This is a genomic window from Paenisporosarcina sp. OV554, from assembly GCF_003058165.1.
GTDB lineage: Bacteria > Bacillota > Bacilli > Bacillales_A > Planococcaceae > Paenisporosarcina.
This window is the reverse complement of the sequence record NZ_QBUC01000008.1, coordinates 65,340-88,979: the sequence shown is the minus strand read 5'-3', so window position 1 is coordinate 88,979 and position 23,640 is coordinate 65,340. Positions and strand designations below refer to the sequence as shown.

Below are 23,640 nucleotides of genomic sequence, written 5' to 3'. Positions count from 1 at the left end.
AATTGATTGTAGGTGAAATACATGGAAGTTTATAAAATTAATGGACAGAAACGATTACAAGGAACAATTAAAGTAAGTGGTGCTAAAAATAGTGCGGTTGCTTTAATACCAGCTTCCATCTTAGCGAATTCGGCTGTCACGATTGAAGGTTTACCAGAAATTTCTGATGTGGGGACACTGAAGGAATTACTGGAGGAAATCGGTGGAGTAGTATCTATAGAAGACGGTACGATGCACATTGACCCGTCTAAAATGCAAGATATGCCTTTGCCAAATGGTAACGTGAAAAAATTACGAGCATCGTATTATTTAATGGGTGCAATGCTTGGACGTTTCAAAAAAGCTGTCATTGGTTTACCTGGGGGTTGTTTCCTTGGACCACGACCAATAGATCAACATATTAAAGGCTTTGAAGCACTTGGAGCTAAGGTAACAAATGAACATGGTGCTATTTATTTACGTGCAGAAGAGTTGCGCGGTGCAAAAATTTATTTAGACGTTGTAAGTGTAGGCGCAACTATTAACATCATGCTGGCTGCTGTAATGGCAAAAGGCCAAACGACGATTGAGAATGCTGCAAAAGAGCCAGAAATTATTGATGTTGCAACGCTACTAAGCAACATGGGAGCAAAAATTAAAGGTGCAGGTACCAATGTTATTCGTATTGATGGTGTTGAAGAACTGCACGGGACGAACCACACCATTATCCCCGACCGAATCGAAGCAGGTACATTCATGATAATGGCAGCAGCAGCTGGGGACGGTATCACTATAGATAACGTCATTCCATTCCATGTCGAAGCATTAACTGCAAAACTGCGTGAAATGGGCGTTAAAATAGAAGAAGGCGAAGAAAGTATTTTCATTCCTAAATCAGTGAATTTGCATGCAGTGGATGTTAAAACACTCGTGTATCCTGGTTTTGCAACGGATTTACAACAGCCATTCTCAGTTTTAATGACTCAAGCAGCAGGTTCTTCCGTTATTACGGACACAATTTATTCAGCACGTTTCAAACATGTTGATGAATTGAAACGTATGAATGCAGTTGCTCGAGTTGAAGGCCGTACAGCCATTATCTCTGGTCCAACGAAACTAGAGTCTGCTTCAGTTCGCGCATCTGACTTACGAGCAGGAGCTGCACTTGTATTAGCAGGATTATTGGCTGAAGGCGAGACCGAAATCCGCGACATCTATCATATCGAACGCGGCTATAGTTCTTTAATTGACAAATTACAAGGACTTGGTGCAGATATTCGTCGGGAAACGATCGAGGTTGAGAATTCGCCAAAAGAAAATAAAAAATAAAAATTCGACCCTTTATCACATATGGTATAATGACAGGGGTAGAATTACGTAAATAAATGACCGGATAACGGGAGGAACACACCAAATGGAACGCAGTTTATCAATGGAGTTAGTACGTGTAACAGAAGCAGCAGCAATTGCTTCGGCACGTTGGATGGGCCGAGGCTTGAAGAATGAAGCGGACGACGCGGCAACTACAGCTATGCGTAACGTTTTCAACTCAATCCCGATGCAAGGCGTCGTCGTAATTGGCGAAGGCGAAATGGACGAAGCACCTATGTTATACATCGGTGAAGAATTAGGTCTTGGCCAAGGTGGACCAGCGGTAGATATAGCTGTAGATCCACTAGAAGGTACAAATATCGTCGCTTCAGGTGGTTGGAATGCTTTAGCAGTTCTTGCCATTGCTGATCGAGGGAACTTACTTCATGCACCAGATATGTACATGGACAAGTTAGCAGTAGGACCAGAATCTAGAGGCAAAGTCGATATTAATGCTTCTGTAACGGATAACTTGCTAGCTGTAGCACGTGCAAAAAATAAAGACATTGAAGACGTAGTGGCAACGATATTAAACCGACCACGTCACCAAAAAATCATTGATGAAATTCGTGCATCAGGTGCTCGTATTAAGTTGATTAATGATGGCGACGTAGCAGGAGCTATCAACACAGCGTTTGATGAAACAGGCGTAGATATTTTATTCGGACTTGGCGGCGCTCCAGAAGGCGTTATTGCTGCAGTAGGATTAAAATGTTTAGGTGGCGAAATTCAAGGTAAGCTAGTTCCTACAAACGATCAAGAATTACAACGTTGTATCCGTATGGGACTAGACGTAAACCGTGTATTCCGTATGGAAGACCTTGTAAAAGGCGACGACGCAATTTTTGCGGCAACGGGAGTAACCGATGGAGAATTAATGCGTGGAGTTCAATTCAAAGGATCATATGCAGAATCTCATTCATTAGTTATGCGTGCAAAATCAGGCACAGTCCGTTTCGTAGAAGGACGTCATAGCTTGAAGAAAAAACCTCATCTTATGATGGAAGACTAACTTCAAAATTATGTGCCTGGCCATACCTCGGTCAGGCATCTTCTACTAAAATCAATTCTTGCAAAACCAATCCAGCCTTTCAACTTGAACCGACACAACAAAATATGTAAAAGAGTGGTGCCATTTTATGTCAACCTTAAAGATTGGTGAACTAGAAAGTATGACGTTAAAAGAACTGTATGCGCTAGCGCGTGAGTTCAAAATCTCGTACTACAGTAAACTCACTAAAAAAGAGCTAATTTTTGCTATTTTAAAAACACGTGCAGAACAAGAAGGTTACTTTTTCATGGAAGGTGTCTTAGAAATCATTCAATCTGAAGGATTCGGTTTCTTGCGCCCCATCAACTATTCTCCAAGTTCTGAAGATATCTATATTTCCGCATCACAAATTCGCCGTTTTGACTTACGCAACGGTGATAAAGTAACGGGTAAAGTGCGTCCTCCAAAAGAGAACGAACGTTACTATGGTTTATTACATGTAGAATTAGTAAATGGTGAAGACCCTGATTCAGCGAAAGAACGTGTTCATTTCCCTGCGCTAACACCACTATATCCAGATCGTCATATCAAACTGGAAACAGAGTCAAGCAAGTTATCAACACGCATTATGGACTTAGTGGCACCTGTAGGTTTCGGTCAACGTGGTCTAATCGTAGCACCTCCAAAAGCAGGTAAAACGATGTTATTGAAAGAAATAGCGAATTCTATTACTACCAATTATCCAGATGCTGACTTAATCGTTCTATTGATTGATGAACGTCCAGAAGAAGTAACTGATATCGAGCGCTCAGTAAAAGCAGATGTAGTGAGCTCAACTTTTGATGAAGTACCAGAAAACCATGTGAAAGTGGCGGAATTAGTACTTGACCGTGCGATGCGTTTAGTAGAACACAAACGTGATGTCATCATATTAATGGATTCCATTACACGTTTGGCACGTGCATATAACTTAGTAATCCCACCAAGTGGTCGTACACTATCAGGTGGTATTGATCCTGCAGCGTTCCATCGCCCTAAACGTTTCTTCGGTGCAGCACGTAATATTGAAGAAGGCGGAAGCTTAACGATATTAGCGACTGCTTTAGTTGAAACAGGATCACGTATGGATGAAGTCATTTATGAAGAGTTTAAAGGAACTGGTAACTTAGAACTTCACTTAGATCGTAGTTTAGCAGAACGTCGAATCTTCCCAGCATTAGACATTCGACGCTCAGGAACACGAAAAGAAGAACTGCTACTTCCACCTAAACAACTTGAAAAACTGTGGGCTATCCGTAAAACATTCTCGGATTCACATGATTTCGGTGAGCGCTTCTTGAAAAAAATAAGCCAATCGAAAACAAACGAAGAGTTCTTTGAACAATTGAATACGGAAATGAAAGAAAAAAGAGGCGGTAAAGGTTTACTGTAAACAGGTATAGTTCATCCGCGTTTATTTATACCAAGTGCTTGATTTCTTAATAGGGATTTGCTATACTTTAATTCGGTTAGAATTATCATTCTCTGTTACATATCCGGCCGAATTGACGGGTCGTGTAAGGTGACAGTAAAATAATACCAACTCTGTTCCAGATGGTTCAGGGCGAGAGGAGATTTAAGATGAAAACAGGAATTCATCCCGATTACAAAACAGCTAAAGTTACTTGCTCATGTGGTAACGCTTTTGAAACTGGTTCAGTAAAAGAAGACATCAAAGTAGAGTTTTGCTCAGAATGTCATCCATTCTATACTGGCAAACAGAAATTCGCTCAAGCGGATGGCCGTGTTGACCGTTTCAACAAAAAATATGGCATCAAAGAAGAAATCAACGAATAATTATCAAATACCCGCTTAGAGCTTCTGCTCACAGCGGGTATTTTTCTTTTTTGTGAGACTGAGCGATGACTCAGTCGTAAAAATAGGGGTTCACGTAGGAAAAAACAGTGATGACGTAGGAAAAATCGTCCGTCACGTAGGAAAAATCGTCATCAACGTAGGAATCCCTCCGCATCCCATAAATATCAGAGTCATTTCCCTCAAAAAAAACGGTTGATGAGCGCAGCGAACAGTCCCGTCCTAAGTATTTCTATCACTCTAAAATCTGTCAAAATCTTTAATGGCCCCACCTGCTAGCGCTTGGTGGGTATTTTTGTGAAGGAAGCAATAGCTCTGTTTATAGGAACTCTGATTAAATTTCTCAGTTCACGCATCTGGACGGTCGACCAATTTAATTGTAAGGAGTAGTGGATTCTTTAGTTAACCAAAAAGATTTTGTAAAAGCATAACGTCGGTACTTGTTATGATTTTGCGGTTCTAGTTGAAGGTTTTTAAGAAGGTAAGTAGCAGCGTATTTATCTTTAAGCTCGAGAAAATGAACACATTCTTTATTGGAAATTGTTTTTTTTACAAAGGTAAAACCATTCTTCTACAGCTAGAGTGTAAAGTGTTTTACGAGATTTCTTACATATAGGACAGCGATGTTGGTTTATTAATTTAATTTCGCAGTTTGGACAGAAAAGACCAGTATTTAAAGTTTTCCAATCAAATTGAAGTTTTTCTGCAAAAGGTGTAGGGAAATATTCGCACTCTAATGAGGTAAGAGAATCGATCAAGCGTTTAAATGTTCTACTAGAGATTACCTCAGGGAGTTGGTTTAGTTCTTCAAGATGGTTTGTTATGTCACAAGCCATTAGAGCCATTACCTTTTCTGGGGGTTCAGCAATATGGGTAGATGAAAAAGCAAAAACGATTCTATTTTCAATAGGTATTTTAATATTGAGTTGATTCAGTAACCGCTTAATCTTAATGCTATGACGTAGAATTTGTTGTTCGGGACATTTATAGGTTGCAAATTCTCCATTAAACTCCCTAATAAGCTGTTTAGGATGTTTTTGAAAATACACTTTGCCTTTTATATTTTTAATTTCTAGAATAGCGATATATTTTTGAGTCACAATTAAGGTATCAATTTGGAGAAAAGTCTCAGGTTCTAATTGGAGATGCAAACCTTTAAAAATATAATGGTTTTTTGGAAATACCATTTGATGCAGAAAGTGATCAACATAACTTTCACCAAAGTATCCAGCTTCTATAATTTTTCTTTTTGATAAAAATTCCTTAAAATAAGGATGGTTTATTGGAAACCTGGATTGTGCACGTTTATAAATTTGGATTTCTTTAGGCGGAATTCGATTAGAATAAATAATAAATGCTCCTTTCATTGCTGAGATGTTAGTATCATTGATATGAAAATAGCATGTTTATTCTGTTAATTTCAAGTTTTGCTATAAAATAAGTGCTGAGCGATTGCTCAGTTGTAAAAATAGGGGGTCACGTAGGAAAAAAGCGGAGTGACGTAGGAAAAAACAGAGCTCACGTAGGAAAAATAGCCTTGACGTAGGAATTCCCCAAATACCTCCTTGTGTCACAATTCTTCCGTATCACATTTCTTGAAGAAAAAAAAGACGAGTATTCTAGATTTTTTTTCTGTATGATAAGGAATAGAGAGTTTTGAAAGGAGTGACTTCCATGTATGTGATGTCACAATCCGGTTGGGTTGAAGTCATTTGCGGAAGTATGTTTTCCGGCAAATCAGAAGAATTAATTCGTCGTGTAAGACGCACGCAATTTGCGAAACAAAAAATTGCTGTGTTCAAACCACGTTTAGATAATCGATATAGTGAAGAAGAAGTAGTTAGTCACAATGGCACGAAAGTAATAGCGATCCCAGTCGAACGTTCAAAAGATATATGGGCGTACATTTCGGACGAATATGATGTGATAGGAATTGACGAAGCGCAATTTTTTGATGAGGGAATTATTGATGTCGTACAACGTCTTGCGAATCATGGTTTCCGCGTAATTGTTGCAGGTCTAGATCAAGATTTCAGAGGAGAACCATTTGGTCCCATGCCGAACATAATGGCCATAGCGGAACTCGTAACAAAATTACAAGCCGTTTGCCAAGTATGTGGGTCACCAGCAAGCCGCACCCAACGACTAATTAACGGGGAACCAGCAGGCTATGAAGACCCAATTATTTTAATTGGTGCAACTGAAGCGTATGAACCTCGTTGCCGTCACCATCACGAAGTACCAGCGGGTGTCACTCATCAAACTTCATTAGTGTACTCAGACGAAGTTAATTCAAAAACTACACTTTAATCTTGAAAAAACATCCGCAATGGATGAATAGCGTTGAATTAATATGAAAAAATTCCCAATTATTAATAAAGATTCTAAACGAAGAGTGGCGAAAGCTACTCTTTTTCTATATAATTATAGTGTTAATCACATGAACGGATGAGGTGAAAGTATGTTTGATCGCTTACAGTCGGTAGAAGACCGATATGATCGTTTGACTGAATTACTCAGTGACCCTGAGATTGTTAAGGATATGAATAAATTACGCACGCTTTCTAAAGAACAATCGGACTTGCAAGATACTGTTAATGCATACCGTGAATACAAGCAAGTTAAAGAGCAACATGCTGAAGCAAGAGCGATGCTAGACGATAAATTAGATGGCGATATGCGTGAAATGGTAAAAGAAGAAATGAACGATTTATCAGCACAAATTAACGACATTGAAGAACGCCTAAAAGTATTGTTAATTCCTACAGATCCGAATGATGAAAAGAACGTTATTATGGAGATTCGTGGAGCTGCAGGTGGGGATGAAGCTGCTCTATTTGCAGGGAATCTGTTCCGCATGTACAGCCGTTATGCTGAAGCCCAAGGATGGAAAATTAATATTATGGACGCTTCTCCTACAGTAATCGGTGGCTATAAAGAAGTTATCTTCATGATCAAAGGCCAAGGCGCTTACTCGAAACTGAAGTACGAAAATGGGGCTCACCGCGTACAACGTGTACCTGAAACCGAGTCTGGTGGACGAACTCATACATCAACTGCAACTGTAGCATGTCTTCCAGAAGTGGAAGAAGTAGAAGTGGATATTCATGAAAATGATATCCGTACAGATACGTATGCATCTTCAGGTGCTGGAGGACAATCGGTTAATACAACGATGTCAGCAGTACGTTTGACACATATTCCAACTGGGACAGTAGTAACGTGCCAAGATGAAAAATCTCAAATTAAAAATAAAGCGAGTGCAATGACCGTTCTTCGTGCACGTGTTGCCGATAAATTCCGTCAAGAAGCACAAGCGGAATACGATGCTGTTCGTAAATCTGCAGTAGGTTCAGGAGACCGCTCAGAACGAATTCGCACGTACAATTATCCACAAAACCGTGTAACCGATCATCGCATTGGTTTAACGATTCAAAAACTGGATCAAATCATGGAAGGTAAACTCGAGGAAATCGTCAACGTGTTAATTTTGACCGACCAAACCGAACGACTTGAGCGAATGAATGATACCAATGCGTAAATATGTATATGAGGCCCTTTCACGGGCTTCTTCTTTTTTATCGGGACACGGACGAGAAGAACAAGTTGCGCGTATGTTGCTGCAACACGTACTAAAGAAAACGCACGTTCAATTATTAATGGACATGCGAGAAGAAATTTCAACCGAACAATTTGAACACTACTGGTCTCTGATTGAAGAACACAGTACAGGAAAGCCTGTTCAATATATTATCGGAACCGAAGAATTTTACGGACGTACCTTTAAAGTGAATGAACATGTACTTATACCGCGTCCTGAAACAGAAGAACTCATCGTAGCAACAATAGCTAGAATGAAGCGACTTTTCAATGAACAAGCCAAGCTGAAGCTCGCCGATATCGGAACTGGAAGTGGTGCGATAGCGGTAACCATGAAAGCGGAAGTTAAGACTTTGCAAGTAACTGCAACCGATATTTCAACTCAAGCATTAGTTGTAGCACAAGAGAATGCAAGTGATCTAGGTGCACAAATCGTATTTAAACAAGGTGATTTAACTGCCCCTATTTCAAGCGAAAAATGGGATATTGTCTTGTCTAATCCACCATACATTTCACATGACGAGGCTCTTAGTCTATCAGATACCGTACTAAACTATGAACCTCATAATGCCCTTTTTGCCGATGATGAAGGACTTCATTTATATAAAAGACTAGCAGAAGAACTTCCTGCACTCATGAATAAACCCGCTTTGATAGGCTTAGAAATTGGCTATACACAAGGGCCCGCTGTCCAATCGTTCTTTCAAAAATCATTTCCAACTGCACAAGTGGATATCGTAAAAGATATCAATGGAAAAGAAAGAATGATTTTTTGTGAGATTAAGTGAATAAATAATCCACACCTTGTCCACAATGAAGGCAAGGGGGAGATAACCATGATAGAAGATTACGAGATTTTCAGAAATGAACAACCACAAATGAAGAGGTCTCCATGGATTGAACTTGTATTGGCACTTGTACTTATTCAAACTTTATTATTTTTAATGCCGGTAGTAAGCGGAGCGGCAGACGCTGTTCCTGCTGATGCTATTCAAGTAAGAATCATTGCAAACAGTAACACGAACGAAGATCAACAAGTTAAATCGCTAGTCTATCAAGAGATTCAACCACTATTACAAAAAGCAACTGACACGTTTCAAACCACTGCGCAATTAGAAAAAGAACTAAATCTAATTTCCAAAGAAATTTCACAAAAAGCAGGGGCAATTACGGAGCAAACAATCCACATTGGTTTAGCAAACGCATTAATTCCACCTAAAACAGATGGCACTTACTTTTATGCACAAGATTTCCACAAAGCACTAGTTATTACAATTGGCAGTGGCAAAGGAGACAATTGGTGGTGTGCCTTATTTCCAAAAGTATGTTACCAAGAAGAAGAAGAAGAAGTGGTTGAAGAGCCAGTGAAGTTTTGGATATGGGATTGGATTAAAAGTAAGTTTTAGTCAAAGTTATCCCCATTTCCACTACTAGTTATCAACAGTATGTGCATAACTATCAACAAATCACGAAAGAAAGGAGATTTATCACATGAAAACGACTCGACTCGTTGTGGATAACGATGTGAATAAAACTCAAGTTTATACACAAGCTGTGGAAAAATTAAAGAGTGGCGAAGTTGTCGCGTTTCCAACTGAAACAGTTTATGGACTAGGAGCAATTGCTACGAATGAACTAGCAGTAGCTAAAATTTTCGAGGCAAAAGGTCGACCATCCGATAACCCGCTAATTGTTCATGTGGGGGAATCACAACATATTTTAAAATACGTTAGTGAAATCTCTAAAAAAGCCGAAAACTGCATCGATGCATTTTGGCCAGGACCACTGACACTAATATTACATGCGAAACCGAACGTCTTTGCACCAAATGTAACTGCTGGATTATCAACAGTAGGCTTACGCATGCCAGACCATCCTGTCGCTCTAGAATTACTAAAAATGCTTGGCGAACCAGTTGCCGCCCCAAGTGCCAATCTCAGTGGCAAACCAAGTCCGACGACAGCCCTTCATGTAGAAAAAGATTTACAAGGACGTATACCACTCATTTTAGATGGTGGTGCAACCGGAATTGGAGTAGAATCAACCGTAGTCGATTTCACTGTAGATCCTCCCGTAATCCTTCGACCAGGTGGCGTTACAGCACAAATGCTCAGTGCAGTAATTGGAGAAGTAATCGAACCAAATACAACAACAGTCGACGATGCGACAGTACCACGAGCACCTGGTATGAAATATGCCCATTATGCACCTGATGCTCCTGTTTACTTAATCGAATCAAACTTAGATGCTGTTGACCTCGCTATTCAATCTATACATACGCAAAACCAAAAAGTCGCTTTGCTAGCACCAAATGAATTAAAAAATGATCAAGCAGACTGGTTCTTTTCGTTAGGCGATCAACAAAATCCTGAAGAATCCGCACACCATTTATACGCTCATTTACGTGCCTGCGACGACACTGCAGCCGATATTATCCTGGTCACGTTACCGCTCAAAACGGGCGTGGGTGCAGCGATTTTTAACCGACTAGAAAAAGCAGCGGATGGCAATTGGTGGCATTCCTAATCTCTTCCTTTTTTGCATATGCTAGTAGCAATGCAAGAGAGAGGGGAGATTTTTACATTGCCTACAGAACTGTTTGCTGGGCTATTTACAGCACTGGACGTGGTTGCTTTATATAGTGTATTGCCTAAAATCCGCTTCCCGCTGATGCTCGCCATTTGGACAGGGTTGTTACATATGGTCTTCCCACTTCTCGGGTTCCTTGCTGGGGAATGGGTGACAACATTTATAGTTGAAGGTGGCCGCTACATTTCAAGCATTTTGTTATTTCTAACAGGTGTTCATTTATGTTTGTACCAACAAAAACCTACATCCACGATCCTTCCTCCCATCCTACTTGCAGTCGTAGTTAGCCTTGACACCTTTTCAGTTAGCTTATCTTTTGGTATGCTTCAATTACAAAAGTGGTTTTTCTTATGTAGTGCTGGTTTTTTTGCGTTATCATTCTCTTACCTTGCACTTAAAAGTAAACTGATTAAAGGACCTATGTTGACTCGTCTTTCTGGAGTATGTCTCATGGTAATGGGATTACTCACTTTACTAAATAAATGAGGGATTCACATGAACATCTATTATATCTGTACGGGAAATACATGCCGAAGCCCGATGGCTGAAGCGATATTTCATTCACATAATAAGGACGGAATGAACGTTCGTTCAGCAGGAATTTATGCCATGGACGGTGGCGATATTTCTGAGAATGCACAACGTGTTATTCGAGATGCAGACATAGACTTCACACACTTTTCGCGTCAAGTTAGCGAAGAAGATGTGCGATGGGCTAATTTGATATTAACGATGACTACTGCACATAAACAACTTGTCATGCAAGCATTTCCATTCGCTGCAGACAAAATTTTTACATTAAAAGAATACGTACGACCATATGGTTCGCACAATGTATCAGATCCATTTGGCGGAGACATGCATATGTATCGCCAAACGTTCCAAGAGCTCACCATATTGACCAAAGACTTATTTACTAAACTGAATGATGAATAAATACCATACAGCTCTGTACCAATGGGGCTGTATTTTTTAGTTCTTTGAAGGCTTTTTGGGTTAGCCAAAGAATCGCCACCACTATTAACAAATGGAAGCGGCCGAAGATGCAATTTCGGCTGCTAACGTTTTTCTTTATCTTCTAGAAACATGAAACAAAAGTTGGCACTCCATAACAAACGCTGAAATTAAGTTATTACCAAGGTTTCCGATGAGCTTTGGAAAGCACAACTAAGCTGCAGCTTTACTAAAGAATGAGAAACGAAGGCGATGTGACGGTGTCACATCGCCTTCGTTTCTTTTACAGGTAATCTTGGGGCTCGGATGCTTTCGTCGCTCACCTACAACCTTTGGAAAAAAGGATTTTTGAATTTGGGTAACTACAGCAGCAAAACTATCTTTAAAGAACCAAGTCGCCGACTACGCCATTTCTTTATTTATTTTGGCTTTCTTGCAATATCACTGATAAAGAATGAGGATCTTGAAAGTAAAAGTAGCAGGAAGAGGCCGAAATAGCATCTTCGACCGAATATCTATATAAAGGAAGAATCAATTCTTTAGTATTCCAAACGATATTAATTGCAAGCACCCAGGTTCAAAGGGAGCGAAGGACGCACAACCGTCGCAGGATAATCTGAAAAAAGAGAGGTGGGCGAAGTGACAAAGTCACAAGCCCCTTTTCGTTTCGAAGTAAGCGCCGCTTGTTTAAAATTAACAGAAGCAGAAAGAGGCCGAAAAATATCATCTTTGGCCGAAACTCTATATAAAAGGAGAATAAATTCATTCATTTACCAAACCAGCATCACATAGGTCTTTAGACAGTTCGGTTTTACCCAAATGTTACTTTGCTCTTTTCCTATTAAAAATGGTAAGATGAAAACGAGTATGAAAAGAAATGAGGGACTATTATGAACATCGCGATTTCTTCCGATCATGGCGGCAATAATTTGCGCAAAGAAATAACCTCTTTACTTGACGACCTAGGTCACACGTATCAAGATTTCGGACCACAAACAAGTGACTCTGTCGATTACCCTGACTATGCACAACCAGTATCACAAGGTGTAGCAGCAGGAGGATTTGACCGTGGTATCTTAATTTGTGGTACAGGAATTGGCATGTCGATTGCGGCAAACAAAGTAAAAGGCATCCGTTGTGCTCTAGTGCACGATGTATTTAGCGCAAAAGCAACACGAGGTCATAATGACTCTAATATTTTAGCAATGGGCGAACGCGTAATTGGCGGAGGCTTAGCGCGCGAAATCGTGAAAACATGGTTAGAAGGCGAGTTCGAAGGCGGTCGTCACGAACGTCGCATCTCAAAACTTTCTGAACTGGAAAACAAATAGAGGAGTTTGGTCATATGGATGCTTACACAATGTGGCAATCTCAACTCGAAGAATTGTTGGATGGATTTGTAGAACAAGTTAGGTTTACACCCGGACAACTACTAGTCATTGGTTGCTCGACATCTGAAATTGTTGGCAAGCGAATTGGCTCTGCAGGTGGAATGGAAGTAGCGGAAGCTTTATATAAGCCGCTTCAAACTTTTGCAAAAAAGCATGGCATCCATTTAGCCTTCCAAGGTTGTGAACATATCAACCGAGCGCTTACAGTAGAACGACAAACGGCGATAGCCTTCGGACTAGAACCAGTAACAGTCATTCCTGTTCAAAAAGCAGGCGGATCTATGTCAGCGTATGCCTATACCCATTTCAGCGATCCTGTTGTAGTCGAGCATGCACAAGCCCACGGTGGCATCGATATTGGACAAACACTCATCGGCATGCATATAAAACCAGTAGCGGTGCCGATTCGAACATCTATTAAGCAAATCGGTGAAGCTATTGTCACACTCGCAACCACTCGCCCAAAACTTATCGGCGGTGAACGAGCAGTATATAAAAACAAATAGACATTCAAAGGGGATATGGACACATGAAAAAGATTGCTGTGCAAGACAAAGTGGTTTATGAAGCAATGAACGATGAGAAAATACGTCAACAAGGTAACATTGAATTAATAGCCTCTGAAAACTTTGTATCAGAAGCAGTAATGGAAGCTCAAGGGTCTGTATTAACAAATAAATATGCTGAAGGCTATCCTGGCAAACGTTACTACGGTGGCTGTGAACATGTAGACGTTGTTGAAAATATCGCACGTGACCGCTTGAAAGAAATTTTCGGAGCAGAACATGCAAATGTACAACCACATTCAGGTTCACAAGCTAACATGGCGGTTTACATGACAGTACTTGAGCAAGGCGACACGGTTTTAGGCATGAACTTATCTCATGGTGGTCACTTAACGCACGGATCTTCAGTCAACTTCAGTGGAATTCAATATAACTTTGTTGAATACGGAGTAGATGAAGTGACAGAAACGATTGATTACTCTGAAGTTCGAGAAAAAGCGATTGAACATAAACCAAAAATGATAGTTGCTGGAGCGAGTGCTTATTCTCGTACACTTGATTTTGCGAAATTCCGTGAAATTGCGGACGAAGTTGGAGCATACTTGATGGTCGATATGGCACATATTGCTGGTTTAGTTGCAGCGGGTGAACATCCAAATCCAGTACCACACGCTCATTTTGTAACATCAACGACACACAAAACGCTTCGTGGTCCTCGTGGTGGACTGATTTTAACAACTGAAGAATTTGCGAAGAAAATTGATAAAACGATTTTCCCAGGAATTCAAGGTGGTCCATTAATGCACGTGATTGCTTCAAAAGCTGTAGCATTTGGTGAAGCTCAACAACCAGAATTCAAAACATATATTCAGCAAGTCGTGAAAAATGCGAAAGCATTAGCGAACTGCTTGATTGATGAAGGAATTGACGTTGTTTCTGGCGGTACTGATAATCACTTATTGCTTGTAAACTTACGTTCTTTAGAGTTAACAGGTAAAGTGGCGGAAAAAGTGTTAGACGAAGTAGGCATTACCGTAAATAAAAACACCATTCCTTTCGATACAACAAGCCCGTTTGTTACCTCAGGTATTCGAATCGGAACACCTGCAGTGACTTCTCGTGGATTTAAAGAACCAGAAATGAAAGAAATTGCGTCAATCATAGCGAAATTACTTAAAAATATTGAAGACGAAGCGGTTCACAAAGAAGCGAAAGAACGTGTAGCAGCCTTGACTGTTAAGTTCCCTTTGTATCAATAAAAAAGATAATGTGCTAGATTTTTTCAAATAATTAAAAGGATTTTTCTAAGGACGAACCTGTCCTAGAAAAATCCTTTTTAATGCAATTTAATTTGACAGAAATTTTAAAATGTTTTGTTAGTATAATTTTAAAGAATAACTTTTAGTAAGTTTTTTATAATTCCTAACATATATTTTTTTATTGGGGTATATGAATCATTAGCAGAGGTGACTTTGTTACTAGAACTTATGGAACTAGTCAAACTATTAAAAATGATTTATATTAAGATGATGCTATATTAGAAATATTTAAATTATAGCAAAATTATTTAAATCGTTACTAAAAGTTAACACGCGTACAAAAGGGGGAAACAAGTATGAAGAATAATTCACAATCAAAAGGACTTCAACGTGGATTGGAAGAAAGGCATATCACACTTATGTCCCTGGGAGCGGCTATTGGGGTAGGGCTATTCCTGGGATCTGCTACAGCGATTAAATTAGCTGGGCCAAGTATATTATTAGGGTATGCATTCAGCGGACTTATGATGTTTTTTATTATGAGAGCACTAGGGGAAATGGCGATTCACAAACCAGTTGCAGGTTCGTTCAGTAAATATGCACGGGATTACTTAGGACCACTGGCAGGATACATAACAGGTTGGAATTATTGGTTCTTATGGGTTGTTACTTGTATGGCCGAGATAACGGCTGTAGGTATTTATATGGAATTTTGGTATCCAGATACTCCTCGTTGGATCTGGGCGTTAATTGCATTAGTCGCAATGGCTGGTATTAATTTCCTTGCTGTAAAAGCATATGGTGAACTGGAGTTTTGGTTTGCTTTGATTAAAATAGTAACGATTATTGCGATGATTTTCGTCGGGATAGGCATGATTACATTTGGGATCGGTAACGGTGGTATTGCAACTGGTATTGGTAATCTATGGGAAAACGGTGGATTCTTCCCGAATGGAATAAAGGGACTATTATTATCACTACAAATGGTTATGTTTGCATATCTAGGAATTGAAATGATTGGTGTAACAGCCGGAGAAGTTAAAAATCCAGAGAAAACATTAGCCCGAGCAATTGATTCGGTCTTCTGGCGCATTCTGATCTTTTATGTTGGAGCATTGTTTGTTATTATGTCCATTTATCCGTGGGATGAAATTGGATCAAAAGGCAGTCCATTTGTACTGGCTTTTGAACAAATTGGGATTCCAGGCGCAGCGGGTATTATTAACTTTGTAATCTTAACTGCAGCTCTTTCTTCATGTAATAGTGGACTATTTAGTACAGGAAGAATGTTATTTAACCTTGCAGAACATGGTCAAGCTCCAAAGAATTTTGGAAAACTAACAAAAAACGGTGTTCCCGGAACGGCTGTTTTTGCCACATCTGTTGTGTTATTAGTCGGAGTTCTTTTAAATTACATTGTTCCAGCTAAGGTATTCACTTGGGTAACGAGTATCGCTACTTTCGGAGCTATTTGGACATGGGGGATTATCCTGTTATCACAAATCAGGTTCCGTAAAGGATTGAAACCGAAGGAAAAAGAAAAATTGAAATATAAAGTGCCTTTATTTCCATTCACTTCATACCTTGCACTTGCCTTCTTGGCGTTTGTTATTATTGTAATGGCTTACAATCCTGATACAAGAATCGCACTTGTCGTTGGACCGTTATGGCTTATTTTCTTAACGTTCTACTATTATGGAAAAGGCTATCATAAAAAAACGAGCAAACATACTGTGAATTGAAGATAGGTTAACTTCTATAGGAAAGCACCATAGACTTTTATGTCTGTGGTGCTTTTTTAAGTTCTAATTCTATAATTAGTTAAAAACTTAGAATTTCTGATATATTTTGCTATCAAATCTAGCTTTTTTGAATATATCCTCTACCAACGAATGGGAATAAACACCTCGTGAGTGGGAAGAAACTAAAATGAACGGGAATAAACAGAGAGTGAACAGGAATAATACAGCAACGAAAGGGATTAAACACCTCCCGAGTGAGAATAAATCAAAATGAATGAGAATAACCACAACTCCGAACACATCAAAACCACAAATCAAACCGATATTATGAACTTTCTAAAAAATGTGATTTCGTTTCAAGTCGAGCGTTATGGGTTTTTTCTGCTATAATAGATGAAGTTTGTACGTAAAGGAGAGGGCATTATGGGAAAAGTATTCGTATTTGATCATCCATTGATCCAACATAAATTAACTTTTATTCGAGATAAGAGAACGGGAACAAAAGAATTCCGTGAATTAGTAGACGAAGTAGCAACTTTGATGGCGTTTGAGATTACACGTGATATGCCTTTAGATGAAGTTGAAGTAGAAACACCAGTCACAACTGCGAAAGCAAAAGTTTTATCAGGTAAAAAAATAGGGATCGTTCCAATTTTACGTGCTGGAATCGGCATGGTAGACGGTATTCTGAAATTAATGCCTGCTGCTAAAGTTGGACATATCGGTTTATATCGCGATCCAGAAACACTACAACCAATTGAATATTATGTGAAGCTCCCAGCGGATGTTGATGAGCGTGATTTTATATTAGTTGACCCAATGCTAGCAACGGGTGGATCTGCATTAGTTGCCATTAACGCATTGAAAAAGCGCGGTGCTAAAAACATTAAGTTTATGTGTTTAATTGCTGCTCCAGAAGGTGTAGAAATTCTTAAAGAAGCTCATCCAGATGTAGACATCTACATTGCTGCTCTTGATGAAAAACTGGACGACCATGGTTACATCGTTCCTGGACTTGGCGACGCAGGTGACCGTTTGTTCGGAACAAAATAAGTAAAAGGAAGTGTTTAACCTTGACGAAAAAATGGAAAGTCATGACGATTTTTGGGACACGCCCAGAAGCAATTAAAATGGCACCACTCGTTTTAGAACTTGAAAAACATTCCGATGACATTGAATCAATCGTGACAGTCACTGCACAACATCGCCAAATGCTCGATCAAGTATTGGATACATTTGGGATCAAACCGGACTTCGATTTGAATATGATGAAAGACCGTCAAACTTTAATAGACGTGACAACACGAGGACTTGAAGGTTTGGATGCAGTAATGAAAGAAGCAAAGCCTGACATCGTATTAGTTCACGGTGATACGACTACGACTTTCATTGCTAGCTTAGCGGCATTTTACAATCAAATTGCGGTAGGTCACGTGGAAGCGGGACTTCGTACTTTTAATAAGTACTCACCGTATCCAGAAGAAATGAACCGTCAATTAACTGGTGTGATGGCAGATCTTCATTTCTCTCCAACAGAAGTGTCAGCTGACAACCTTCGTCGTGAAAACAAGCCGGAAGATCGCATTGTAGTTACAGGCAACACTGCAATTGATGCTTTAAAAACAACGGTACGCGAAGAGTATACGCACCCTGTGTTAGAACAAGTTGGCACAGATCGTATGATTTTATTAACTGCTCATCGACGTGAAAACTTAGGACAACCTATGCGCAACATGTTCCGTGCAATTAAACGACTAATTGAAGAACATGATGACATTCAAGTGGTTTATCCTGTTCATATGAATCCGGCTGTCAGAGAAGTGGCAAATGAAGTACTTGGAAATGATCCAAGAATCCACTTAATTGAACCATTAGAAGTACTCGATTTCCATAACTTCGCAGCACGTTCTTTCATTATATTGACTGATTCAGGCGGCGTTCAAGAAGAAGCACCTTCTTTAGGGAAGCCTGTACTTGTATTACGCGACACGACTGAACGTCCTGAAGGAATTGCAGCAGGTACATTGAGGTTGGCGGGCACGGATGAAGAGACAATCTACGGCTTAGCAAAAGAATTGCTTACAAATGAAGCGACTTACGCTTCAATGTCAAAAGCATCAAATCCGTATGGTGATGGTGAAGCATCAAGACGTATCGTTGAAGCTTTGAAAGACTATTTAAATAAGTAGAATAAAATTAAAGGGACCGCCTGAGCAGTCCCCTTAATTTTTGCTAAAAACCACCTAATAATCGGATATCAGTAACAATTCAGCCCGCTATTTTAAAATTTGTCGACAATATGTCGAGTATAGCGACTTTGTGAAGTTTTTCACGGGAATCAATTGACTTCATTTTACCCATATTGTATGCTTACAAAGGGTTAAATGAGAGGGTTTTCATTCACTGTAAAAACTATGAAATCTTGTCAAATCTTCTTCCTATCAGGTTTGCGGTTTTACTATATTATGTAAAAACGTCAAGACTATCTGCATAAAAGAAGACATTCTTTACAAGAATGATGTTTATGTATAGGAAGCTACTCTTTTGTTTAAGTTTTAAATGAAAGACCATACATACAAGAGTTTCCTGTAAAAATACCCATTGTAACAATTTCTTTCGGTTTGCACGAAGAATGTCGAAACCAAAAGAAACAATGAATTTAGTAATCTCGAATGACTACTAATATTAGTAGTCAGGATTATATACACGAAAAACTCTATACCGAATTGTGAAAGAGAGGTGAATGCACGTGCATCATGAGAACCCAACGCATGAGTGGCTTGGACTTACGTTCAATCTTTCAAACGTTATGATGCTTACCGTAACGGCACTTATCGTTCTATTAATTGCAGTAGTATCTACTCGGAACTTAAGTTTAAAGCCAACTGGTATGCAAAATTTTATGGAGTGGTTAATGGACTTCGTAAAAGGGATTATCAAAAGCAATATGGACTGGAATTCAGGTGGTAGGTTCCATATTTTGGGTATTACACTTATCATGTTCATCTTTGTTTCGAACATGTTAGGTTTACCATTTTCAATCATTATAGATGGTGTTTTGTGGTGGAAATCTCCAACCGCAGATCCAATCATAACGATGACATTAGCAGTTATGGTCATGGTATTAACTCATTACTATGGTATCAAATTAAAAGGCCTTTCCGAATACGGAAAAGACTATTTAAAACCATTACCATTCCTTCTGCCCCTAAAAATCGTAGAAGAGTTTGCCAATACGGTAACACTTGGTCTTCGACTTTACGGGAATATTTATGCAGGAGAAGTATTGTTAGGTTTACTAGCAGGTATAGGTGGTGCAAGTTTCCTTGGTTTTGCAGGAGCCTTACTTCCAACGCTTGCTTGGCAAGGTTTCTCGATTTTCGTTGGAACGATTCAAGCTTTCATTTTCGTTATTTTAACAATGGTTTATATGTCTCACAAAGTGAGTCATGATCATTAAGCATAATTTGTTCATTTACTGAACAGGAAAAAATACAAATTTCTAGGAGGCAACACACATGGAAGGTCAAATTGGAGTATTAGCAGCAGCAATAGCAATCGGTTTAGGAGCACTTGGAGCAGGTATTGGTAACGGATTAATCGTTTCAAAAACAATCGAGGGTATGGCTCGCCAACCTGAAGCACGTGGTTTATTACAAACAACAATGTATATCGGTGTAGCATTAGTTGAAGCACTTCCGATCATCGCAGTAGTTATCGCGTTTATCGTATTAAATAAATAAGTAATAGTTAACATGAAATGACGAAGTTATCTTGAAGACTCTTCGTCATTCTCTTATGGATGTTTGACTTTTTAAACATGAAAATCCATCTTTTTAGATTCACATAAAGACTTGAAGCTCTTGAAGGGAGTGAAACAATCGTGTTTTTGGATTACCTCGTACTGAATGCCACTGAAGCTCATGTTGATAAATTGAACACTGGTGACATTTTTGCTACTTTAACCGTCTTCATCCTTTTAATGTTCCTATTGAAGAAATTCGCTTGGGGTCCATTGATGGGTATAATGAAACAACGTGAAGATTTAATTGCAAGTGAAATCGAAGCAGCTGAAACTACGCGCTTAGAATCACATCAATTATTAGAAGAACAACGTGCGTTATTAAAAGAAGCACGTACAGAAGCACAAGGGATTGTTGAAAACGCGAAGCATCAAGGTGACGCACAACGTGAAGAAATTATCACGACTGCACGCGCTGAAGCAACACGTTTGAAAGAATCAGCTGTTCGTGAGATTGAAACAGAAAAAGAAAAAGCGATTGCAGCAGTACGCGCAGAAGTCGTATCTCTATCTGTACTTGCGGCATCTAAAGTTCTTGGAAAGCAAATTTCTGAGGAAGATAACCGTGCGTTAATCGAAGAAACGATTGCGAAGGCAGGCGATGTAGTGTGAGTCAATCAACTGCAGCGAAACGATATGCTTTAGCATTATTTCAACTAGCACAACAACATAACCAATTAGCTCATGTAGAAGAAGATTTACGTGAAGTGAAAATGGTATTTAAAGAAAATAGTGAATTACAAGCTATGCTTGCTTCACCAAAACTTTCTTCAGACCGAAAGAAAGAATTAATTCGTGAGTTATTCGGCCAAGCTAATCCATTTGTAGTGAACACATTACAAGTATTAATAGACCGTAAACGAATCAACGAAGTAGTAGCAGTTGCTACTGAATTTGCAACACTTTCAAACGAAGCTCAAGGTATAGCTGACGCAAAAGTATTCTCAACACGTCCTTTAACGGATGATGAGCGTGCGGCGATTTCGTCTGCATTTGCACAAAAGATTGGGAAACAATCGTTACGTATAGAAAATGAAATCGATCCATCATTACTTGGTGGTATTCGCATTCAAATCGGCAATCGTATTTTCGATAGTAGCGTTAGCGCTAAGCTTGATCGCTTGAAGAAACAACTTATCGGTTAATAATAAGAATTGAAAGAGGTGACATACATGAGCATCAAAGCTGAAGAAATCAGCGTTCTAATTAAGAAGCAGATTGAAAATTATCAATCTGAAATGAAAGTTAGCGATGTAGGTACAGTTATCCAAATTGGTGATGGTATCGCTCGTGCTCATGGTCTCGACAACGTCATGGCTGGAGAGTTAATTGAATTCTCAACTGGTGTTATGGGTATGGCACAAAACTTAGAAGCTAATAACGTAGGTATCGTTATTCTAGGACCATATTCAGATATCAAAGAAGGCGATGAAGTACGTCGTACAGGCCGTATTATGGAAGTACCAGTTGGACATGAATTGATTGGCCGCGTTGTCAATCCACTTGGACAACCAGTTGATGGTTTAGGCCCAATCAACACTACTAAATCACGCCCAATCGAAAGCCCAGCACAAGGTGTTATGGCCCGTAAATCGGTTCATGAACCATTGCAAACTGGTATTAAAGCGATTGATGCATTAGTACCAATCGGTCGTGGTCAACGTGAGTTAATCATCGGTGACCGTCAAACAGGTAAAACATCTGTTGCAATCGATACAATTTTAAACCAAGCTGACCAAAACATGATTTGTATTTACGTAGCAATCGGTCAAAAAGAATCGACTGTTCGTAACGTAGTTGAAACGCTTCGTAAAAACGGCGCTTTAGAATACACAATCGTTGTTACTGCTTCAGCATCACAACCAGCTCCATTATTATACTTAGCTCCATACACAGGTATAACTATGGCTGAAGAGTTCATGTTCGAAGGCAAGCACGTATTGGTTGTTTATGATGATTTATCAAAACAAGCTGCTGCTTACCGCGAACTTTCATTATTACTTCGTCGTCCTCCAGGTCGTGAAGCATATCCAGGGGATGTATTCTACTTACATAGCCGTTTACTAGAGCGCGCTGCGAAGTTGAATGAAACACTTGGATCAGGTTCGATTACAGCTCTTCCATTCGTTGAAACACAAGCTGGAGATATCTCTGCTTATATTCCAACAAACGTAATTTCGATTACAGATGGACAGATCTTCTTACAATCTGACTTATTCTTCTCAGGTGTACGTCCAGCAATCAACGCGGGTCTTTCAGTATCACGTGTTGGTGGTTCAGCTCAAATTAAAGCAATGAAAAAAGTTGCGGGTACACTACGTCTTGACTTAGCTGCATTCCGTGAACTTGAAGCCTTTGCTCAATTCGGTTCTGACCTTGATAAAATTACACAAGGAAAACTTAACCGTGGAGCACGTACAGTAGAAGTATTGAAACAAGACTTGAATAAACCGATTAAGGTTGAAAAACAAGTTATTATTCTTTACGCTCTAACACGTGGCCACTTAGATGATATTGCAGTACAAGATATCGTACGTTTTGAGAACGAATTGTATAGCTGGTTAGATTCAAACCACACAAACGTTTTAGATCACATCCGTACTACAAAAGATCTTCCTGCTGACGAAGACTTAGTAAACGCAATCTCAGCGTTTAAAAAGACATTTGCAAAATCAGAGTAATCTTTTTGGATGAATAAAAAACGATAAGGTGGTGAAATACCAGTGGCATCATTACGCGACATTAAAAGCCGAATAACATCGACTAAGAAAACGAGCCAAATTACAAAAGCGATGCAAATGGTGTCGGCTTCGAAAATGAACCGTGCAGAATTGAATGCGAAATCATTCGTTCCGTATATGGCGAAAATTCAAGAAGTCGTAGGAGCAATTGCTTCAGGAACTAGTGACAGTGGACATTCAATGTTGAAGTCACGTCCTGTAGCGAAAACTGCTTACCTCGTCATCACTGCCGATCGTGGACTTGCAGGTGCATACAACAGTAACGTGTTACGTGCTGTAACGAATGCAATTCGCGAACGTCATACGTCAAATGACCAATTTGTAATCTTTGCAGTTGGACGTATCGGGAGTGATTTCTTCACGAAACGCGGCATTACAGTAATTGAAAGTGCGGTCGGTTTACCTGATCAGCCTTCATTTGCTGATATTAAGGAAATTGCGCGCAAGGCTGTTGGTATGTTCACAGAAGGTACGTATGATGAACTTTATATGTATTACAACCATTATGTTAGCGCCATTCAACAAGACGTTACAGAGAAAAAGGTGCTTCCGTTAACGGACATCACTCCATCAAGTGCAACAACATCATATGAATTCGAGCCTTCAGCCGATGCCATTCTTGAAGTGTTGCTTCCACAATATGCGGAAAGCTTGATCTATGGTGCTTTACTAGACGGCAAAGCAAGTGAACATGCTGCACGTATGACAGCAATGAAGAGCGCAACCGATAACGCAAGTGAATTAATTAGCTCATTAACATTACAATTTAACCGTGCTCGTCAAGCGGCGATTACTCAAGAAATCACAGAAATCGTTGGCGGCGTAGCGGCTCTAGAATAGAAGTAGTAAGTAAGACAGGAG

Annotated in this window: 24 protein-coding genes; 23 read left to right on the top strand and 1 reads right to left on the bottom strand. The window is 39.5% G+C overall.

Annotated features, from left to right (window positions below; all coding sequences use genetic code 11):
• The first annotated feature begins 21 nt into the window (after positions 1 to 21).
• The 4 genes from C8K15_RS09215 (at position 22) to rpmE (ending at position 4,177) form a co-directional block, all read left to right on the top strand.
• Positions 22 to 1,308 (top strand): UDP-N-acetylglucosamine 1-carboxyvinyltransferase, encoded by a 1,287-nt coding sequence (locus tag C8K15_RS09215; RefSeq protein ID WP_108586115.1) that lies wholly within the window; start codon positions 22 to 24, stop codon positions 1,306 to 1,308.
• A gap of 85 nt (positions 1,309 to 1,393) precedes the next feature.
• Entirely contained in the window at positions 1,394 to 2,362 is a 969-nt protein-coding gene (glpX, locus tag C8K15_RS09210; protein ID WP_108586114.1) for a class II fructose-bisphosphatase, read from the top strand.
• A 127-nt stretch (positions 2,363 to 2,489) separates the two neighbouring features.
• On the top strand, positions 2,490 to 3,773 hold the full coding sequence (gene rho / locus C8K15_RS09205; RefSeq protein WP_108586113.1) for a transcription termination factor Rho: 1,284 nt from the start codon (positions 2,490 to 2,492) through the stop codon (positions 3,771 to 3,773).
• A 188-nt stretch (positions 3,774 to 3,961) separates the two neighbouring features.
• Positions 3,962 to 4,177 carry a 50S ribosomal protein L31 gene (gene rpmE, locus C8K15_RS09200; protein ID WP_108586112.1) on the top strand — a complete coding sequence of 72 codons (216 nt, stop codon included), beginning with the start codon at positions 3,962 to 3,964 and terminating at the stop codon, positions 4,175 to 4,177.
• A 548-nt stretch (positions 4,178 to 4,725) separates the two neighbouring features.
• Here rpmE and C8K15_RS09195 read toward each other — a convergent pair.
• Entirely contained in the window at positions 4,726 to 5,562 is an 837-nt protein-coding gene (locus tag C8K15_RS09195) for a nuclease-related domain-containing protein (RefSeq protein ID WP_233260424.1), read from the bottom strand.
• A 307-nt stretch (positions 5,563 to 5,869) separates the two neighbouring features.
• Here C8K15_RS09195 and C8K15_RS09190 point away from each other — a divergent pair, with 307 nt between their 5' ends.
• The 19 genes from C8K15_RS09190 to atpG all read left to right on the top strand — a co-directional run bounded on the left by C8K15_RS09190 (position 5,870) and on the right by atpG (position 23,619).
• The gene (locus C8K15_RS09190; RefSeq protein WP_108586111.1) at positions 5,870 to 6,505 is read left to right on the top strand and encodes a thymidine kinase; all 636 of its coding nucleotides are present in this window, start codon (positions 5,870 to 5,872) and stop codon (positions 6,503 to 6,505) included.
• Between the two features lie 151 nt (positions 6,506 to 6,656).
• The gene (gene prfA, locus C8K15_RS09185; protein WP_108586110.1) at positions 6,657 to 7,736 is read left to right on the top strand and encodes a peptide chain release factor 1; all 1,080 of its coding nucleotides are present in this window, start codon (positions 6,657 to 6,659) and stop codon (positions 7,734 to 7,736) included.
• Entirely contained in the window at positions 7,720 to 8,583 is an 864-nt protein-coding gene (gene prmC / locus C8K15_RS09180; RefSeq protein WP_108586109.1) for a peptide chain release factor N(5)-glutamine methyltransferase, read from the top strand. The genes prfA and prmC overlap by 17 nt, the downstream gene beginning before the upstream one ends.
• A gap of 48 nt (positions 8,584 to 8,631) precedes the next feature.
• Entirely contained in the window at positions 8,632 to 9,201 is a 570-nt protein-coding gene (locus tag C8K15_RS09175) for a stage II sporulation protein R (protein WP_108586108.1), read from the top strand.
• 85 nt (positions 9,202 to 9,286) lie between these two features.
• A complete protein-coding gene (locus tag C8K15_RS09170; protein ID WP_108586107.1) occupies positions 9,287 to 10,321 on the top strand; it encodes an L-threonylcarbamoyladenylate synthase in 1,035 nt (344 codons plus the stop codon).
• Positions 10,322 to 10,378: 57 nt separating this feature from the next.
• Positions 10,379 to 10,870 (top strand): manganese efflux pump, encoded by a 492-nt coding sequence (locus C8K15_RS09165; RefSeq protein WP_108586106.1) that lies wholly within the window; start codon positions 10,379 to 10,381, stop codon positions 10,868 to 10,870.
• A 9-nt stretch (positions 10,871 to 10,879) separates the two neighbouring features.
• The gene (locus C8K15_RS09160; RefSeq protein ID WP_108586105.1) at positions 10,880 to 11,320 is read left to right on the top strand and encodes a low molecular weight protein arginine phosphatase; all 441 of its coding nucleotides are present in this window, start codon (positions 10,880 to 10,882) and stop codon (positions 11,318 to 11,320) included.
• Positions 11,321 to 12,228: 908 nt separating this feature from the next.
• Positions 12,229 to 12,669: a ribose 5-phosphate isomerase B gene (rpiB, locus tag C8K15_RS09155; protein ID WP_108586104.1), complete on the top strand. Its 441-nt coding sequence runs from the start codon at positions 12,229 to 12,231 to the stop codon at positions 12,667 to 12,669.
• Positions 12,670 to 12,683: 14 nt separating this feature from the next.
• The gene (locus tag C8K15_RS09150) at positions 12,684 to 13,235 is read left to right on the top strand and encodes a TIGR01440 family protein (protein WP_108586103.1); all 552 of its coding nucleotides are present in this window, start codon (positions 12,684 to 12,686) and stop codon (positions 13,233 to 13,235) included.
• A 23-nt stretch (positions 13,236 to 13,258) separates the two neighbouring features.
• Positions 13,259 to 14,494: a serine hydroxymethyltransferase gene (gene glyA, locus C8K15_RS09145; RefSeq protein ID WP_108586102.1), complete on the top strand. Its 1,236-nt coding sequence runs from the start codon at positions 13,259 to 13,261 to the stop codon at positions 14,492 to 14,494.
• Positions 14,495 to 14,850: 356 nt separating this feature from the next.
• Positions 14,851 to 16,236 (top strand): amino acid permease, encoded by a 1,386-nt coding sequence (locus tag C8K15_RS09140; protein WP_108586101.1) that lies wholly within the window; start codon positions 14,851 to 14,853, stop codon positions 16,234 to 16,236.
• Between the two features lie 423 nt (positions 16,237 to 16,659).
• Positions 16,660 to 17,289 (top strand): uracil phosphoribosyltransferase, encoded by a 630-nt coding sequence (gene upp, locus C8K15_RS09135; RefSeq protein WP_108586100.1) that lies wholly within the window; start codon positions 16,660 to 16,662, stop codon positions 17,287 to 17,289.
• Positions 17,290 to 17,309: 20 nt separating this feature from the next.
• Positions 17,310 to 18,425, top strand: coding sequence for a non-hydrolyzing UDP-N-acetylglucosamine 2-epimerase (gene wecB, locus C8K15_RS09130; protein ID WP_108586099.1), 1,116 nt, complete (start codon positions 17,310 to 17,312; stop codon positions 18,423 to 18,425).
• Positions 18,426 to 18,985: 560 nt separating this feature from the next.
• Positions 18,986 to 19,696 carry a F0F1 ATP synthase subunit A gene (gene atpB / locus C8K15_RS09125; protein WP_108586098.1) on the top strand — a complete coding sequence of 237 codons (711 nt, stop codon included), beginning with the start codon at positions 18,986 to 18,988 and terminating at the stop codon, positions 19,694 to 19,696.
• Positions 19,697 to 19,754: 58 nt separating this feature from the next.
• A complete protein-coding gene (gene atpE / locus C8K15_RS09120) occupies positions 19,755 to 19,979 on the top strand; it encodes a F0F1 ATP synthase subunit C (protein WP_108586097.1) in 225 nt (74 codons plus the stop codon).
• A gap of 140 nt (positions 19,980 to 20,119) precedes the next feature.
• Positions 20,120 to 20,650, top strand: a complete 531-nt coding sequence (atpF, locus tag C8K15_RS09115; RefSeq protein WP_108586096.1) for a F0F1 ATP synthase subunit B — start codon at positions 20,120 to 20,122, stop codon at positions 20,648 to 20,650.
• Positions 20,647 to 21,183 carry a F0F1 ATP synthase subunit delta gene (locus tag C8K15_RS09110; protein ID WP_108586095.1) on the top strand — a complete coding sequence of 179 codons (537 nt, stop codon included), beginning with the start codon at positions 20,647 to 20,649 and terminating at the stop codon, positions 21,181 to 21,183. The genes atpF and C8K15_RS09110 overlap by 4 nt, the downstream gene beginning before the upstream one ends.
• Before the next feature lie 27 nt (positions 21,184 to 21,210).
• Positions 21,211 to 22,719: a F0F1 ATP synthase subunit alpha gene (gene atpA, locus C8K15_RS09105; protein WP_108586094.1), complete on the top strand. Its 1,509-nt coding sequence runs from the start codon at positions 21,211 to 21,213 to the stop codon at positions 22,717 to 22,719.
• Between the two features lie 42 nt (positions 22,720 to 22,761).
• Positions 22,762 to 23,619 carry an ATP synthase F1 subunit gamma gene (gene atpG / locus C8K15_RS09100; RefSeq protein WP_108586093.1) on the top strand — a complete coding sequence of 286 codons (858 nt, stop codon included), beginning with the start codon at positions 22,762 to 22,764 and terminating at the stop codon, positions 23,617 to 23,619.
• Positions 23,620 to 23,640 lie beyond the last annotated feature (21 nt).